General features: G+C 71.6%; 11 protein-coding genes. 6 read left to right on the top strand and 5 right to left on the bottom strand.

Features of this window, described 5'->3' with window-relative positions; genetic code table 11:
* Positions 1-392: 392 nt before the first annotated feature.
* A complete protein-coding gene (locus ACLVWQ_RS23215) occupies positions 393-1364 on the bottom strand; it encodes a peptidoglycan-binding domain-containing protein (protein WP_414111056.1) in 972 nt (323 codons plus the stop codon).
* A 167-nt stretch (positions 1365-1531) separates the two neighbouring features.
* On the opposite strand from ACLVWQ_RS23215, the gene ACLVWQ_RS23220 reads away from it, so the two are divergent.
* From ACLVWQ_RS23220 to ACLVWQ_RS23230, 3 genes are all read left to right on the top strand, one after another.
* A complete protein-coding gene (locus ACLVWQ_RS23220) occupies positions 1532-3610 on the top strand; it encodes a DHA2 family efflux MFS transporter permease subunit (RefSeq protein ID WP_414111057.1) in 2079 nt (692 codons plus the stop codon).
* 218 nt (positions 3611-3828) lie between these two features.
* Positions 3829-4527: a hypothetical protein gene (locus ACLVWQ_RS23225; RefSeq protein WP_414111058.1), complete on the top strand. Its 699-nt coding sequence runs from the start codon at positions 3829-3831 to the stop codon at positions 4525-4527.
* A gap of 5 nt (positions 4528-4532) precedes the next feature.
* Positions 4533-5135 carry a hypothetical protein gene (locus ACLVWQ_RS23230; protein WP_414111059.1) on the top strand — a complete coding sequence of 201 codons (603 nt, stop codon included), beginning with the start codon at positions 4533-4535 and terminating at the stop codon, positions 5133-5135.
* A 70-nt stretch (positions 5136-5205) separates the two neighbouring features.
* Here the strand turns inward: ACLVWQ_RS23230 and ACLVWQ_RS23235 are convergent, their stop codons facing one another.
* Positions 5206-5616 carry a DUF1992 domain-containing protein gene (locus ACLVWQ_RS23235; RefSeq protein WP_414111060.1) on the bottom strand — a complete coding sequence of 137 codons (411 nt, stop codon included), beginning with the start codon at positions 5614-5616 and terminating at the stop codon, positions 5206-5208.
* A 226-nt stretch (positions 5617-5842) separates the two neighbouring features.
* Here ACLVWQ_RS23235 and ACLVWQ_RS23240 point away from each other — a divergent pair, with 226 nt between their 5' ends.
* A complete protein-coding gene (locus ACLVWQ_RS23240; protein WP_414111061.1) occupies positions 5843-6238 on the top strand; it encodes a hypothetical protein in 396 nt (131 codons plus the stop codon).
* 78 nt (positions 6239-6316) lie between these two features.
* Here the strand turns inward: ACLVWQ_RS23240 and ACLVWQ_RS23245 are convergent, their stop codons facing one another.
* Entirely contained in the window at positions 6317-6988 is a 672-nt protein-coding gene (locus ACLVWQ_RS23245) for an O-methyltransferase (RefSeq protein ID WP_414111063.1), read from the bottom strand.
* Between the two features lie 322 nt (positions 6989-7310).
* Between ACLVWQ_RS23245 and ACLVWQ_RS23250 the strand changes: the two genes are divergently transcribed.
* The gene (locus tag ACLVWQ_RS23250) at positions 7311-9416 is read left to right on the top strand and encodes a bifunctional glycosyltransferase 87/phosphatase PAP2 family protein (RefSeq protein ID WP_414111064.1); all 2106 of its coding nucleotides are present in this window, start codon (positions 7311-7313) and stop codon (positions 9414-9416) included.
* Here ACLVWQ_RS23250 and ACLVWQ_RS23255 read toward each other — a convergent pair.
* Together ACLVWQ_RS23255 and ACLVWQ_RS23260 are read right to left on the bottom strand one after the other, a co-directional pair.
* Positions 9370-11037 carry a hypothetical protein gene (locus tag ACLVWQ_RS23255; RefSeq protein ID WP_414111065.1) on the bottom strand — a complete coding sequence of 556 codons (1668 nt, stop codon included), beginning with the start codon at positions 11035-11037 and terminating at the stop codon, positions 9370-9372. The genes ACLVWQ_RS23250 and ACLVWQ_RS23255 overlap by 47 nt on opposite strands.
* Before the next feature lie 158 nt (positions 11038-11195).
* Positions 11196-12440 carry a cytochrome P450 gene (locus tag ACLVWQ_RS23260; protein WP_414111066.1) on the bottom strand — a complete coding sequence of 415 codons (1245 nt, stop codon included), beginning with the start codon at positions 12438-12440 and terminating at the stop codon, positions 11196-11198.
* Positions 12441-12744: 304 nt separating this feature from the next.
* On the opposite strand from ACLVWQ_RS23260, the gene ACLVWQ_RS23265 reads away from it, so the two are divergent.
* Positions 12745-13914 carry a steroid 3-ketoacyl-CoA thiolase gene (locus ACLVWQ_RS23265; protein ID WP_414111067.1) on the top strand — a complete coding sequence of 390 codons (1170 nt, stop codon included), beginning with the start codon at positions 12745-12747 and terminating at the stop codon, positions 13912-13914.
* Positions 13915-14067: the final 153 nt, after the last annotated feature.

Below are 14067 nucleotides of genomic sequence, written 5' to 3' on the forward strand. Positions count from 1 at the left end.
TGCGGGTTGTGGGGGTTGGGGGGCGGGCCGGGGTTCATCGGCCGGATGCGGTTGTTCGGGATCTTCGGGGGGTTCGGGTCGAGGTTTTGGGGAGTGAGGGTGTGCGGTTGCACCTGGGGTGATGTCGGGTGCGGGCTCGGTGGGGGCTGGGTGCGCCGTTCCCCGCGCCCCTTGGGTGGGCTGGGGTTGTGTGTTGGGTGCGCCGCCGGTGGGGGCTGAGTGCGCAGTTCCCCGCGCCCCTAGGGGATGGTGGGCTTGAGGCCGGTGGTGAGTGCGGCCTTGGTGGGGGTTGAGCGCGCAGTTCCCCGCGCCCCTTAGGGGTTGGTTGTTGGGGTGTTGGTTGGAGTTGTACCCGGGGATCCGGGGGCCTGAACTTGTGGTTCCGGATGGGGTTATGGCTCTTTGGTTTCTGACTCCAGGCGCTGGCGGGTCAGTTGGTCGTAGATGCCGCGGTTCTCGTTGATGCCCCGGGTGAGTTGGTAGTTGCGTACCGCGTTCTCTGTTCGGTTGTCGTAGTCGCCGTCCGCGTTGCCCACGTACAGGGCCAACTGCTTGAGGCGCAGCTGTAGTTCGGTGACCTCGGGGCCCTCGTCGCCGGGGCGCAGCACCACCGGCTGTTCGGTTCGGTCCGTCGGTTCGGGGGACGGCTCGTCGGGGTCCGGCGAGTTCTCCTCCCCGGGCGCTCGCGTCGTGGCGGTCGTACGGGACGGAGTCGCCGACTCCGTCGGCTTCTTGTTCGAGGCGGCCGACTCCGTCGCACTCGCACTCGAACTCACGCCGGTCGACTCGGACGCCGAGGCCGACGTCGACGCCGACGGTGACGCGGAGTCCGGCGGGGGCCGCTCGGCCACGGACGCGTCCGGCACGCTCGCGCGTATGTCGTCCGGGGCCGCGTCGTTCCGCGACGGCGACTCGTACGAGAACAGTCCGCTCGCGAACCCGGCGGCCGCGACCACCACGGCAGTGGCACCCGCGCCCACGAGCGCGAAGCGGCGGCGTCGGCTGCCGGTCGTGTTCTCGGCGGGGTCCTCGGCGTCCGGGAAGTCGGCGAAGCCGGGGGGCGGTGAGGGCGGCGGGGGTGAGGGCAGGCGTGGCTCGGGGTGCTTGCGCTGTTTCGGGATCGCGATGGTTCCCGCGTCCTCGGGGACGTCCTCGGGGGTGCCCGCGGAAGCCTCCGCCCGTACCTCCAGGTCCACGTAGGGGCGTATGCGCAGCGGGTCGAAGTCCTCCGCGGCGGCTGCCTCGGCGGTCCGGGTCTCCAGCAGCTCGTCCGCCGCTCTGCGGGCGCAGCCGCATGTCGGAGAGCCCCCGGTCTCCCTGGGGGCCCCGCACTCCGGGCATATGTGGCCGCTGGGGTCGCTCACGTGTGAATCCCTCTCCGTACGAACTCCAGCGATTATGCAGACCCCCTCCACACAATCTCCGGGTTACCCCCGGAATCCCGGACACCTGGCCGAATTCAACAGGCCATAACCGGTCACACCGACCAGGATGGGGAGAGGAACGGGTTTCTCGTGGCCGGGAGGTCTTCATGGCCGAGGACGCACACCGCGCGCAGGGCAGGGATCACTCGCGCGGTGCCACCGCCGTGCCGCAGCACGTACAGGGCGGTGTCCTCGTCTCGATCGGGGCGCTGCTCCTGGGCATGCTGCTGGCCGCGCTCGACCAGACGATCGTGTCGACCGCGCTGCCGACGATCGTCAGCGACCTCGGCGGCCTCGACCACCTGTCGTGGGTCGTCACGGCCTACCTGCTGGCCTCCACCGCCGCCACCCCGCTCTGGGGCAAGCTCGGGGACCAGTACGGACGCAAGAAGCTGTTCCAGATCGCCGTCGTGATCTTCCTGATCGGCTCGGCGCTGTGCGGCATGGCGCAGAACATGCCCCAGCTGATCGCCTTCCGCGCCCTTCAGGGCCTCGGCGGCGGCGGGCTCATCGTGCTGTCGATGGCGATCGTCGGCGACCTCGTCCCGCCCCGGGAGAGGGGCAAGTACCAGGGCCTGTTCGGTGCGGTCTTCGGCGCCACCAGCGTCCTCGGGCCGCTGCTCGGCGGGCTGTTCACCGAGCATCTGAGCTGGCGCTGGGTCTTCTACATCAACCTTCCCGTCGGGGTCGTCGCGCTCGCCGTCATCGCCGCCGTGCTGCACATCCCGGTCCGCTCGCGGCGGCACACGATCGACTACCTCGGTACGTTCCTGATCGCGGCCGTCGCCACCTGCCTGGTCCTCGTCGCCTCGCTCGGCGGCTCCACCTGGGCCTGGGGCTCGGCGCGGATCATCGGCCTGGCGGTGCTGGCCGTCGTGCTCGCCGCGGCCTTCGTGGCCGTCGAGCGCCGCGCCGCCGAACCGGTGCTCCCGCTGAAGCTGTTCCGGATCCGCACCTTCGTGCTCGCCGCCGTGATCAGCTTCGTCGTCGGCTTCGCGATGTTCGGCGCCATGACGTACCTGCCGACGTTCCTCCAGGTCGTCCAGGGCGTGACACCCACCATGTCGGGCGTCCACATGCTGCCGATGGTGGCGGGGCTGCTGTTCTCCTCGACCCTGTCCGGGCAGATCGTCAGCCGCACCGGCCGCTGGAAGGTCTTCCCCATCGCGGGCACCGCCGTGACGGCCCTGGGCCTGGTGCTCCTCCATCAGCTCGACGTGGACAGCTCCACGGGCGAGATGAGCGTGTACTTCCTCGTCTTCGGCCTGGGCCTCGGCCTCGTCATGCAGGTCCTCGTCCTGATCGTGCAGAACGCCGTCACGTACGAGGACCTGGGCGTCGCCACCTCGGGCGCCACCTTCTTCCGCTCCATCGGCGCCTCGTTCGGCGTCGCCATCTTCGGCTCGCTCTTCGCGAGCCGCCTGGGCGACCAGCTGACCGACGTGCTCCGCGGACAGCGGCTCCCGCCGGGGCTGAGCGCCGACGCGCTGAAGTCCGACCCGAAGATCATCGGCGAGCTGCCTGCCCTGCTCCGGCCGCCGGTCGTCGAGGCGTACGCGGTCTCCATCACGGACGTCTTCCTGTACGCGGCCCCGGTCACCCTCGTCGGCTTCGTGCTCGCCTGGTTCCTGCGCGAGGACAAGCTGCGCGGCTCGGTGACGGCACCCGACGCCACCCAGACGCTCGCCAGCAACCCCGTCGAACGCTCCTCCTACGACGAGGTGTGCCGCGCGCTGTCCGTGCTCGGCACCCGCGAGGGGCGGCGGCAGATCTACGAGAAGATCACCGCCCGCGCCGGGTACGACCTGCTGCCCGCCGCGAGCTGGCTGCTGCTGCGCATCCGGCGGCACGGCTGGGCCGAGCCCGCCGCCCTCGCCGAGTACAGCGCGGTGCCCCTGCCGGTCGTCATCGCGGCCGCCCGGCAGGTGGAGGAGCGGCGTCTCGCCGTACGCGAGGGCCTCGACCTCGTCCTCACCGAGCAAGGCCGTGAGGTGGCCGAGCGGCTGTCCGGGGCCCGGGAGGAGTCCCTCGCCGAGCTCCTCGGCGACTGGTGGGGCCCGGACCGGCCCACCGACCTCGTCCAGCTCGTGCGGGAGCTCAACTCCGAGCTGTGCGGGTCCGACGGGGAGCGCCCGCACGAGGAGTCGGCGCCGCGGCCGGCCGACCGGACCCGCCTCGCCAAGTGAGACCGGTACGTGAGACCGGCGAGCGAGACGGGCGAGCGAGACGGGCGAGCGAGACCGGCGAAGTGCGATCCGCGAGTGAGGCCCACGAGGCGAGTCGACCCGCGGCCTGCTTGAGGTTCCGCGCGGTCCGGATCCGGGCCGCGCCCGTTTGGGTGTCCGCGTCCGGGCAACACGGGCTGTGAAGCGGCCCGCTGGGCCCCGAACCCGGAAGGCAATCCATGTCCACAGGCGTGATCATCGTTCTGATCGTGGTCGCGGTGGCCCTTGTCGCCGTCGTGGCCGCCCGGCTCGTGACGGCCCGCGGGGCGGGCGGCGGGCGAGGTCTGAAGCGGCGCTTCGGGCCCGAGTACGACCGGGTGGTCGCCCGGCACGACGGCGACACCCAGGCCGCCGAACGCGAACTCGAAGAGCGGGTGAAGCAGCACGGTTCGCTGCGCGAGCAGCCGCTGGACCCGGCGGCGCGCGAGCGGTACGCGGTCCGCTGGACCGCGATCCAGGAGCAGTTCGTCGACTCGCCGCGGGACGCCGTCGTCGAGGCGGACCGGCTGGTCTCCGAGGTGGCGGGCGCGCGCGGCTTCCCGGACGGCGACCGTTACGAGGAGCAGCTCGCCGCGCTGTCCGTGCACCACGCGCACCACGTGAACGGGTACCGGCGGGTCCACCTGGCCGCGCACCCGAACGCCGCCGGCGCGGACCGGGCCGACACGGAGGAACTGCGCGAGGCCCTGGTCGAGGCCCGCGCCCTCTTCGAGACCCTGACCTCCGCCTCTGCCTCCGCCGCCACCCCTGCCTCCGCCTCGGCGCGGAAGACCGACGCGGGAGGAGCGGCGACCACCACCCGGACCGACGACGACAGTGCCCGTGGCCGGTCGCACCTGCCGTGGGCGCTCAACAGGCGCGACGCCAAGGGGAGTTGAGACGCATGCCGGACCAGCGGAACGAACAGAGCGCACAGAACACGCAGCGCACACAGAACACGCAGCGCACCCAGAGCACCCAGAGCGAACCGAACGAACACGCCCGTGAGGAGCGTGCCCGCGAAGGCCGGGACACGCTCGTCGGCGAGAGGCTCGTGCCCGCTCCGGGCGGCCCCGCCACCGCCCCGGACACGGACACGGGTACAGGTACAGGTACGCGTACGGGTACGAGCGAGGGCACAGGCACGGGCGGCCGGAGCGGCGCGTCCCGTGAGGCCGTCCTCGGTGCCGAGGCGAGGGTGAACGCCGGGACCGCCGCCGGCACCAGCGGGCGGCTCATGCCGCACGGCGACGGCGACAAGTGGTCGTTGCGACTGCAGCACGCGGTCGCCGGGTTCGTCGACGGGCCCAAGGGCTCGGTCGAGGAGGCGGACCAGGTGCTCCAGGAGGTCGTGGAGCGGTTCACCGACGCCGTCACCGAGCGGCGGCGCGCCCTGCGCACGTCCTGGCAGACCACGGGCGGCGACAAGGACAGGGCCGAGACGGAGCAACTGCGGCTGGCCCTGCGCGACTACCGCGAGCTGACGGAACGCCTGCTGAAGATCTGACCCCACGGTGCCGAAGGTCTGACCCCACCGTGAAGGAGGCCCTGCCCGGGTGACGTGCCGGGGCGGGGCCTCAGTCGTGCCGGGCGCGGCGCTCGTGCCACGCGCGGACGATCTCCTCCACGTCGTACGGCTTGAGTCCCAGAGGCGGACCCGGCGGCGGCTTGAACATCATCTCGCGGATCCGCACGTTGATCTCCGTGACGATCTCCCGCACCACACGCTCCGAGGGCGCCGCGGCGGCCGCCTCCAGCGCGTCCTCGGCCTCCTTGCGCAACGCCAGCGTCGGAGGCAGTACGGACAAGCCCTCGCGGGCCATCTTCTGCTTGATCCACCACAGTTCGTCGTACGACGTGTCGGGGCCGCTCGGCAGCGGCTTGCCCGCACCGGCGAGTTCGGTGAACTCACCGCGGGCCTCCGCGTCGCGGATCTGCTTGTCGACCCAGGACTCGAAGCCGACCCCGGGAGGTTTGCGCTCGGTCATACGTCCATTGTGCCGGAGGGGTCCCGGGTCAGCGGGCCCACGGGACCTGGCAGCGGGCCCCGGCGGGACGTACGAGCACGCCGAACGGTATGCGACTGTGTCGGGCCGCGGCGGACGGTGGGGGTCCGGGCGAATTATCATTCGGCGGCGAAAGGTCGCCGGGCGTCCAGCACGTTCCGGCGCGGGACAATCGGAACGCGGGAACGCGGGGGACGAAGGAGCGCACGTGCTCGAACTCACCATGGCCACGGTGTCCGGTACGGACGCCGGCGCGACGGCCGGAATGCAGATGGCCGACGCGCCGAGCGAGCCGGGAGCCGTGCTGCGGGTGGGGCGCGACCGGGGCACGTGCCGCCTCGCGACGCCCGACGACTGGCTGTTCGTCTCCCGGGTCCACCTGGAGTTCCTCTGCGGGCCCGACGGGGTCTGGCAGGTGACCTGGCTGCGGGGCTCGCACGACGACCCCTCGTCCGAGGTGCGGCTCGTGCTGACGGGCGGGGTTCAGCAGGCCCTTCCGTACGGCGGCACGGCGACGCTGCCCACCGGCGGCTCCGGCGAGCTGATAGTCCAGGACCGTACGGGTCCGCGCAGCGTGAACGTGGGCTTCTACCACGAGGCCTGAGAACCCGGGAAGTCCTTGAGGGGGGCGGGGCCCCCTCTGTGGCGCGTCGGGGCGCCGGCGCCCCGGCCCGTCGCGCGTCTAGGGCAGCACGCGCGCCAGGGCGAACCCGTCGTACCCCTTCACCCCCACCGTCTGGATCGCCGTCGCGGTCAGCTCGGGGTGCTGGGCGAAGAGGTCGAGGGCCTCGCGGGTGCCCCGCACGCTCGGGTCGTCGGTGGTGGCGTCGGTGACGGCGCCGCCGCGGACGACGTTGTCGAGGATGATCAGGCTGCCCGGTCGGGTGAGCTTCACGGCCCACTCCACATAGCGGGCGTTGTTCACCTTGTCCGCGTCGATGAAGACCACGTCGAAGGGGTCGGGGTTCTCGTCGGCCAGCGTCCGCAGGCCGAGCAGGGCGGGCCCCACCCGGACCTCGGTGATCTTGTCCAGGCCGGCGCGGGCGAGGTTGTGCCGGGCCACCTCGGCGTGCTGTTCGCTGTACTCCAGGGTGATCAGCCGGCCGTCCTGAGGGAGCGCGCGGGCCAGCCAGATGGTGCTGTAGCCGCCGAGCGTGCCGATCTCCAGGATGCGCGTCGCGCCCTGGATCACGGCGAGGAGATGCAGCAGCTTGCCCTGGTTCGGGGCGACGTTGATCTGGGGCAGCCCGGCCGCGTCGCTGTCGCGCAGCGCGTCGGTCAGGGCGGCGTCCGGCGGGGCGAGGAGGCCGGTGAAGTAGTCGTCCACGTCGTGCCAGAGCTGCGGCTCGGTCATGCGGTAGGCCTTTCGTCTGTCTAGTTAGGTTCTCTAACTAGTTCTGTTGCCGAATATAGACGGTTACCCCCAGGTCGGGTGGTTGTATTCCCGTCACGGCCGCGCGTGGCGGCGTGCCGTGGAGCCGTATCGGCCGTACAACACATTCATCCGGGCGAAAGGCTGACGCACGTCAGGTGAAGTGGGGGTTGCCTGCGTCTCACAACGGGGGTGGTGCGAGCCTCGTAGAGTTCGAACGGGAAACAGACGCACGAGACCGATGGGTACTCATGGTGATGCATGAGGACACAGGGGATGAACGGGGCGGGAGGGCCGACGGCACGTGGCGAATGTGGAGCACGGTGGACGACCAGGTGATGCCTTCGGGGCGGCGGCGCCCGGGACGGCGAAGGCACGGCTGGGAGTGGTCCGCGCGGGCCTCTGGCTGATCGCCGCGGTCCTGGCGGTACGGCAGGTCGCCGCCGTCCTGAGTACGCCGAAGGGCGAGCGTCTGACGGAGCTGGAGACCTGGGTCGGACCCGACGGCGTGCTGCATGTGAACGGGTCGCTGTACGACTCGACGCGTTTCACGGGCACACCGTTCAGCGGACTCGTCCTCAAGCCCCTCACCAAGGCCGCCGAGCAGGCGCTCGGCTGGGGCTGGACCTTCGGCACGCTGCTGCTGGTCGTCGCCCTCGGCCTGGTCGCCGCGCGCGCCCTGCCCCAGCCCGTGGGCCGCCGTACGGCGCTGCTGGCCGCGCCCGTCGCGATCAGCCTGCTGATGCTGTCGCTCCCCGTGCGCAACGCGCTCTACCTCGGCCAGACCAGCATCATCCCGGTCCTGCTGGTGCTCCTCGGCTGTTTCGCCGTACGAGGGGAACGGGTCAGCGGGGTACTGATCGGCCTCGCCGCGGCCCTGCAGCCGACCGTCCTGCTCTTCGCGCCGCTCCTGTGGTTCACCGGCCGCCGCCGCGCCGCCGTCTCCGCCGCGCTCACCTTCGCCGCGTCCACCGCGCTCGCGTGGGCGGCGATGCCGCACGACTCGTACCGCTACTGGGTGCACCACCTGGCCGGGGTCGGTCTCGGCAGGCCCGCCGACGACCTCGCCAACCAGTCGCTGCACGGGGCGCTGCTGCGCCTCGGTGCCGAGGGCCCGCTGGAGATCGCGCTCTTCCTCGCGCTCGGCACGGCCGTCGCCGTGCTCGGCCTGCGCCGCGCCGTGCGCTACGCCCGCGACGGGCAGCTGCTGCTCGCCGTCGCGGTCACCGGCTGCGTCGCCGTCGCCGTGGCGCCGACCACCTGGCAGCACCAGCTGCTGTGGGTGCTGCTCGCGATGGCCGGCCGGGTCGGCAAGAAGGCGGGCGACCGGTACGTGTGGCCGGTCGCCGTCATCCTCGTGATGACGCTTCCGGCCAAGATGATGCTGCCGAACATGGCGGCGCTCTACCCGCTGCGTGACAACGTCGTGCTGATCGCCGCCCTCGCCGCGGCGGTCGCGGTCCCGTTCCTGTCCCGCACGTCCGAGCACTACCGCTCACCGATCCCGACCCGGTACGCGGATCCGGTGCCCGCGCGCTGGCGGCGGGTGCCCCTGCTGCCGTTCCTCGGCAGGGTCCTCACCCGGCCGAACCTCCTCCTCGAACTGCTGCTGATCCGCGTCGGCTACTCCGCGTACCAGCAGGTCAGACTCGCGGCGACCGGTGGTACCAACACCGGCGGCCGGGCCACCGCCGAGCACCACGGCGAGCAGGTCCACTCCATCGAGCAGTTCTTCTTCATCGACATCGAGCACTGGGTCAACCACACGGTGACGAAGGTGGGGTGGCTGGAGGACTTCTTCAACTTCTACTACACGTCGTTCCACTTCGTGGTCCCGCTCAGCGTCCTCGGCGTCCTGTACGCGCGCAGGCCCGCCGACTACCGCTGGGCCCGTGCGGCGCTCGGCTTCGCCACGCTGTTCGCGCTCGTCGGGTTCTGGCTCTACCCGCTGGCCCCGCCGCGCCTGATGCCGGGCCTCGGCTTCATCGACACCGTGCACGGCGTGCAGGACTTCTCCAAGCCGGACTACGGGACGCTGACCGCGCTCACCAACCAGTACGCGGCGATGCCCTCGCTGCACTTCGGCTGGTCGCTGTGGTGCGGGCTCGTCATCGCGATCCTCGCCCCGAAGTGGTGGATGAAGGCCCTCGGTCTGCTCCACCCGCTGTTCACGGTCTCCGCGATCGTGGCGACCGGCAACCACTGGGTGCTGGACGCGGTGGGCGGCGCGGCCGTCGTCGGCGCGGGCTTCGGGCTGACCTACCTGCTCCAGGGGCCCAGGCCCCGGCCGCTCGCGCTCGCGAAGGCGGCCAACGAGACCCACCCGGCCCAGGAGGCGCAGGCGGCCGAGGAAGCGCAGGCGGTCAGCAGCGGGGAGCCGGGCCCGGCGAAGGACCGTACCCCGAGCTGATCCGGTACTCACCCGGCGAGGTCACCGTCAGCCGCGTGAACTCGCCCTCCTTCTTGAGGCAGCCGCCCTCGGCGTACAGCCAGGGCGAGTAGGCGACCCGCACGGTCACCGTGCCGGGGCGTGGGACGCGCACCACGACCTCGGCGCTGTCGGCCCGTACGACCGACGCGGGCGACGACACCAGCGGCACCGCCCCGCGCACCCGGTAGACCCGCCAGTTCGTGTCCTGCCACACCGGCTCAAGCCAGGGTGTGCCGTCCCTGACCAGGCGTGCCTCGTCCTCCGCGAAGCCGTCCGGCTTTCCCGAGGGCAGCACGACGAAACCGACCGCCCACCGGTCCAGCCAGGCACGGTAGGTCTCCGCCGAGAACGTGCCGTCGTAGAAGAGCCGCCCGCGCTCCATGTCCAGCTGCCGGTTCCAGCCGCGCGCCAGGTTCACGTGCGGGGCGAGCGCGGTGGCCTCGCGGTGGTTGCGGGCCGGGACCACCTCGACCCGCGTACGGTCGGCGCCGAGCCGGTCCAGGGCCGCCACGACGCTGGTGGTGTCGTGGGCCCAGGCGGGCACCACCGTGGACACCTCCAGATCGTCGACGGTCTTCTTGCCGACCCAGCACACGGAGAAGACGAGCGCCATCGTGAGCGCGACCCGTCTCCTTCTGTTCCTGCGCCACCGGGACTCCACCGGGTCCCCTGAACCCGATGCCGATCCCGGTACCGCGAGCAGCGCGGCGAGCAGGGCGGCGGGGGCGAACAGTTCCGCGAGGCGCTCCACGTTCGTGCCGACCGGGGAGGGGACCAGGAACGTGAGGACCGTCCCGGCCGCGTACACGGCGGCGCCCCGGCGCAGCACCAGCCAGTCGCGCGGCGCCAGCGTCAGCACGACCACACCGAGCAGCGCCGGCGGCCAGATCCGGGAGGCGGGCATCAGCTGCTCGCCGGTGAACGGGAAGAGCAGCGTGGTCGCGCCCACCACCAGCACCGGGGGCACGATGAGCGCGGCGGCCCGCGCCCGGTCCCGTACGAGGGCGTGGCCGGCGCCCGCGACGACCAGGAACAGGCCCGCCACCGGGCTGGCCATGGCCGAGAGCGCCGCGTACGCCACGGCGGACGGTGTGCGCCGCTCCCGGGTCAGCGTCACACAGGCCGCGAGTGCGAGGGCCACGCCGAGTGCGAAGGTCGTACGCCCCGACGCGACGTTGCACCACAGGGCGAGTGACGCGAGCAGCGCGGGGCCGAGCGGGCGGCGGATCCCCGTACGGACGAGGAGGGCCGCGGCCAGCCAGGCGGCGACGAGCCCGGCCGCCACGGTGACCGTCCGCACGCCGAAGGCCGCCATCAGGTAGGGCGAGATCAGGCTGTAGTTGGCGGTGTGCATCCCGCCGTACCAGAAGAGGCTGTACGCCGAACCGCTGTGCCGGGAGGCGAAGTCGGCCCAGGCCTCCTGTGCGGCGAGGTCACCGCCGCCGGTGGCGAGGAACAGCCACCACAGCACGTACAGCGGAACGGTGGGAAGAGTGGCGAGGAGGGGCACCCGGTGCCGCCTCCAGACCGGTCGGAGGTCCCGCTTCCGGGAGGCCAGGACGCCCTCCGGCCGGATGGGGGACAGGTCGGCTGTGACCACGGCTCGGCGTTTCCGTTCGAAGTCTTCGAAGGTGTGAGTTGGCTGTGCCACCTGTGAAGACGCGCGACGGATCAAAAACGTTCACCGGGTACCGCCGGAAGGGGACCCGGGGAGGCGGGGCGCGGCGGAGGGGAACGCCCTGCCTCCCCGGGGTGTGGTCAACCGGCGCTGACCTGCAGCTCCTTCACACCGTTGAGCCAGGCCGAGCGCAGCCGGCGCGGGTCCCCGGCCAGGCGCATCGCGGGCATCGCGTCGGCGATCGCGTTGAAGATGAGGTCGATCTCCAGGGTGGCCAGGGACTTGCCGAGGCAGAAGTGCGGGCCGCCGCCCCCGAAGCCGAGGTGCGGGTTCGGGTCGCGTGCGACGTCGAAGACCTCGGGGTGGTCGAAGACCTCCGGGTCGTTGTTGGCGGAGGAGTAGAAGAGGCCGACGCGGTCGCCCTTCCTGATCTGCTTGCCGGCCAGTTCGGTGTCCTGGGTGGCCGTGCGCTGGAAGGAGACGACGGGGGTGGCCCAGCGGACGATCTCCTCGGCGGCGGTTGCCGGGCGCTCCCGCTTGTAGAGGTCCCACTGGTCGGGGTGGGTGAGGAAGGCGTGCATGCCGTGCGTGATGGCGTTACGGGTCGTCTCGTTGCCCGCGACGGCCAGCATCAGCACGAAGAAGCCGAACTCGTCGGAGGCGAGGTTGCCCTCGTTCTCGGCGGCCACCAGTGTGGTGGCGATGTCCTTGGCGGGGCACTGCTTGCGGTCGGCGGACATGTTCATCGCGTAGGCGAGGATCTCGGTGGCTGCCTCCTGGCCGATCTCCTCGGTGATGGCGTACTCCGGGTCGTCGTACGCGATCATCTTGTTGGACCAGTCGAAGATCTTGGCGCGGTCGTCCTGCGGGATGCCGATGAGCTCCGCTATCGCCTGGAGGGGCAGTTCGCAGGCGACCTCGGTGACGAAGTCGAAGGAGCCGCCGGGGCCCGCGTTGGCGAGGGCGGTCTCCACGATCCGGCCCGCGCGCGCGTGCAGGTTGTCCTCCAGGGCGCGGATGGCGCGCGGGGTGAAGCCGCGCTGGACGATCTGGCGGACCCGGGTGTGCTCGGGCGGGTCCATGTTGAGCAGGATCAGCCGCTGGGCGTCGATCGCGTCGCGCTCCATGTGCTCGTTGAAGCGGATGATCGCGGTGTTGAGGGTGGAGGAGAACAACTCGGGGTGCGTGGACACGTACTTGACGTCGGCGTGCCGGGTGACGGCCCAGTAGCCCTCGTCCCCGAAGCCGGCGAGGCCCGGCGCCTGGGGGATCCAGCGGACCGGTTCGGCGCGGCGCAGCTCGGCGAACTCCGGGAGGGGCACACGGTGGTGCAGCACATCGGGGTCGGTGAAATCGAACCCGTCGGGCAGCGCTGGACAGGGCATCGGCAACTCCAGTCGTGCGACGGTCGGGTCCCGACGGGTACGGCCCACCTCGCCGTCCTGACGGCCCATCAGAAGCCGGGATGTGCCGTGAAGGTAGTAACGGGTTCTACAAGAGGCAAGAGGCGCGGCACCCCGAATTCCGTGCGGGATTCGTGCAGATCACGACTTCGGGAGCTGCACGACCCTTGCGGTGACCGGCGCCGGGTCAGCAGACTGCACACAGAACTAGAACGCGTACTAGTTCAGCGTGGCGGGTGGGCCGGGACGCCCGCGCCGCGCGGGTGACCCGAGGAGAGGACTCCCCATGGCCGCGGAACCCGTGATCGTCGAAGCCGTACGCACCCCCATAGGCAAGCGCGGTGGCGCGCTCGCCAATCTGCATCCCGCCTATCTGCTGGGCGAGACCTACCGTGAACTCCTCGGCCGCACCGGTATCCAGGCGGACTGCGTCGAGCAGATCGTCGGCGGCACGGTGACGCACGCCGGCGAGCAGTCGATGAATCCGGCGCGCACGGCCTGGCTGACGATGGGGCTGCCGTACGAGACGGCGGCGACGACGGTCGACTGCCAGTGCGGTTCCTCGCAGCAGGCCTCGCACATGGTCGCCAACATGGTCGCGGCGGGCGTGATCGACGTCGGTATCTCGTGCGGCGTGGAGGCCATGTCGCGGGTGCCGCTGGGCTCCGGGTCGAAGCACGGCCCCGGCAAGCCGTTCCCCGACGAGTCGAACGTGGACCTGCCGAACCAGTTCGAGGCGGCGGAGCGGGTGGCCCGCCATCGTGCCCTGACCCGGGAGGACGTGGACACGCTGGGGCTCGTCTCGCAGGAGCGGGCGGCGGTCGCCTGGTCGGAGGAGCGGTTCAAGCGGGAGACGTTCGCCGTGCAGGTGCCCACGACGGAGGAGGAGCAGGCCGCCGGGCAGGGCATGTGGCGACTGGTGGACCGGGACGAGGGACTGCGCGACACCTCCATGGAGGCCCTCGCGGGGCTGAAGCCGGTCATGCCGCGGGCGGTCCACACGGCGGGCAACTCGTCCCAGATCTCGGACGGCTCCTCCGCGATCATGTGGGCGTCGAAGCGGATGGCGCGGGCGCTGAAGCTCCGCCCGCGCGCCCGGATCGTCGCCCAGGCGCTGGTGGGCTCCGACCCGCACTTCCACCTGGACGGACCGATCGACGCGACGAAGGCGGTCCTGGGCAAGGCCGGGATGACGCTGAAGGACATCGACATCGTCGAGATCAACGAGGCGTTCGCGTCGGTGGTGCTGAGCTGGGCGCAGGTCTTCGAGCAGGACCTGGCGAAGGTGAACGTGAACGGCGGCGCCATCGCCCTGGGCCACCCGGTGGGCGCCACCGGGGCCCGCCTCATCACGACGGCCCTGCATGAACTGGAGCGCAGGGACAAGGAGTTCGCGCTGATCACGATGTGCGCGGGCGGGGCGCTGGCGACGGGGACGATCATTCAGCGGCTGTAGCCGCCGGTCCGCCGAGATTTCGCAGCAGCCCGTTGCCGCCGGTGGCAACGGGCTGCTGCGGGCTGCCCGGGGGCGGGGCACCCGGAGGGGGCGTCCGCCCGCGGACGACCGGTCCGCCGACGGAACCGGCGACTTCACCGATGGCGCTGAGCC

This window comes from Streptomyces sp. CWNU-52B (assembly GCF_047444975.1).
Classification (GTDB): domain Bacteria; phylum Actinomycetota; class Actinomycetes; order Streptomycetales; family Streptomycetaceae; genus Streptomyces.

Bases quoted from the DNA above. Each gene is read 5' to 3' on its own strand.
- ACLVWQ_RS23220 (WP_414111057.1), top strand. From the start codon at position 1,532: ATGGCCGAGGACGCACACCGCGCGCAGGGCAGGGATCACTCGCGCGGT.
- ACLVWQ_RS23225 (WP_414111058.1), top strand. From the start codon at position 3,829: ATGTCCACAGGCGTGATCATCGTTCTGATCGTGGTCGCGGTGGCCCTT.
- ACLVWQ_RS23230 (WP_414111059.1), top strand. From the start codon at position 4,533: ATGCCGGACCAGCGGAACGAACAGAGCGCACAGAACACGCAGCGCACA.
- ACLVWQ_RS23235 (WP_414111060.1), bottom strand. From the start codon at position 5,616: ATGACCGAGCGCAAACCTCCCGGGGTCGGCTTCGAGTCCTGGGTCGAC.
- ACLVWQ_RS23245 (WP_414111063.1), bottom strand. From the start codon at position 6,988: ATGACCGAGCCGCAGCTCTGGCACGACGTGGACGACTACTTCACCGGC.
- ACLVWQ_RS23260 (WP_414111066.1), bottom strand. From the start codon at position 12,440: ATGCCCTGTCCAGCGCTGCCCGACGGGTTCGATTTCACCGACCCCGAT.
- ACLVWQ_RS23265 (WP_414111067.1), top strand. From the start codon at position 12,745: ATGGCCGCGGAACCCGTGATCGTCGAAGCCGTACGCACCCCCATAGGC.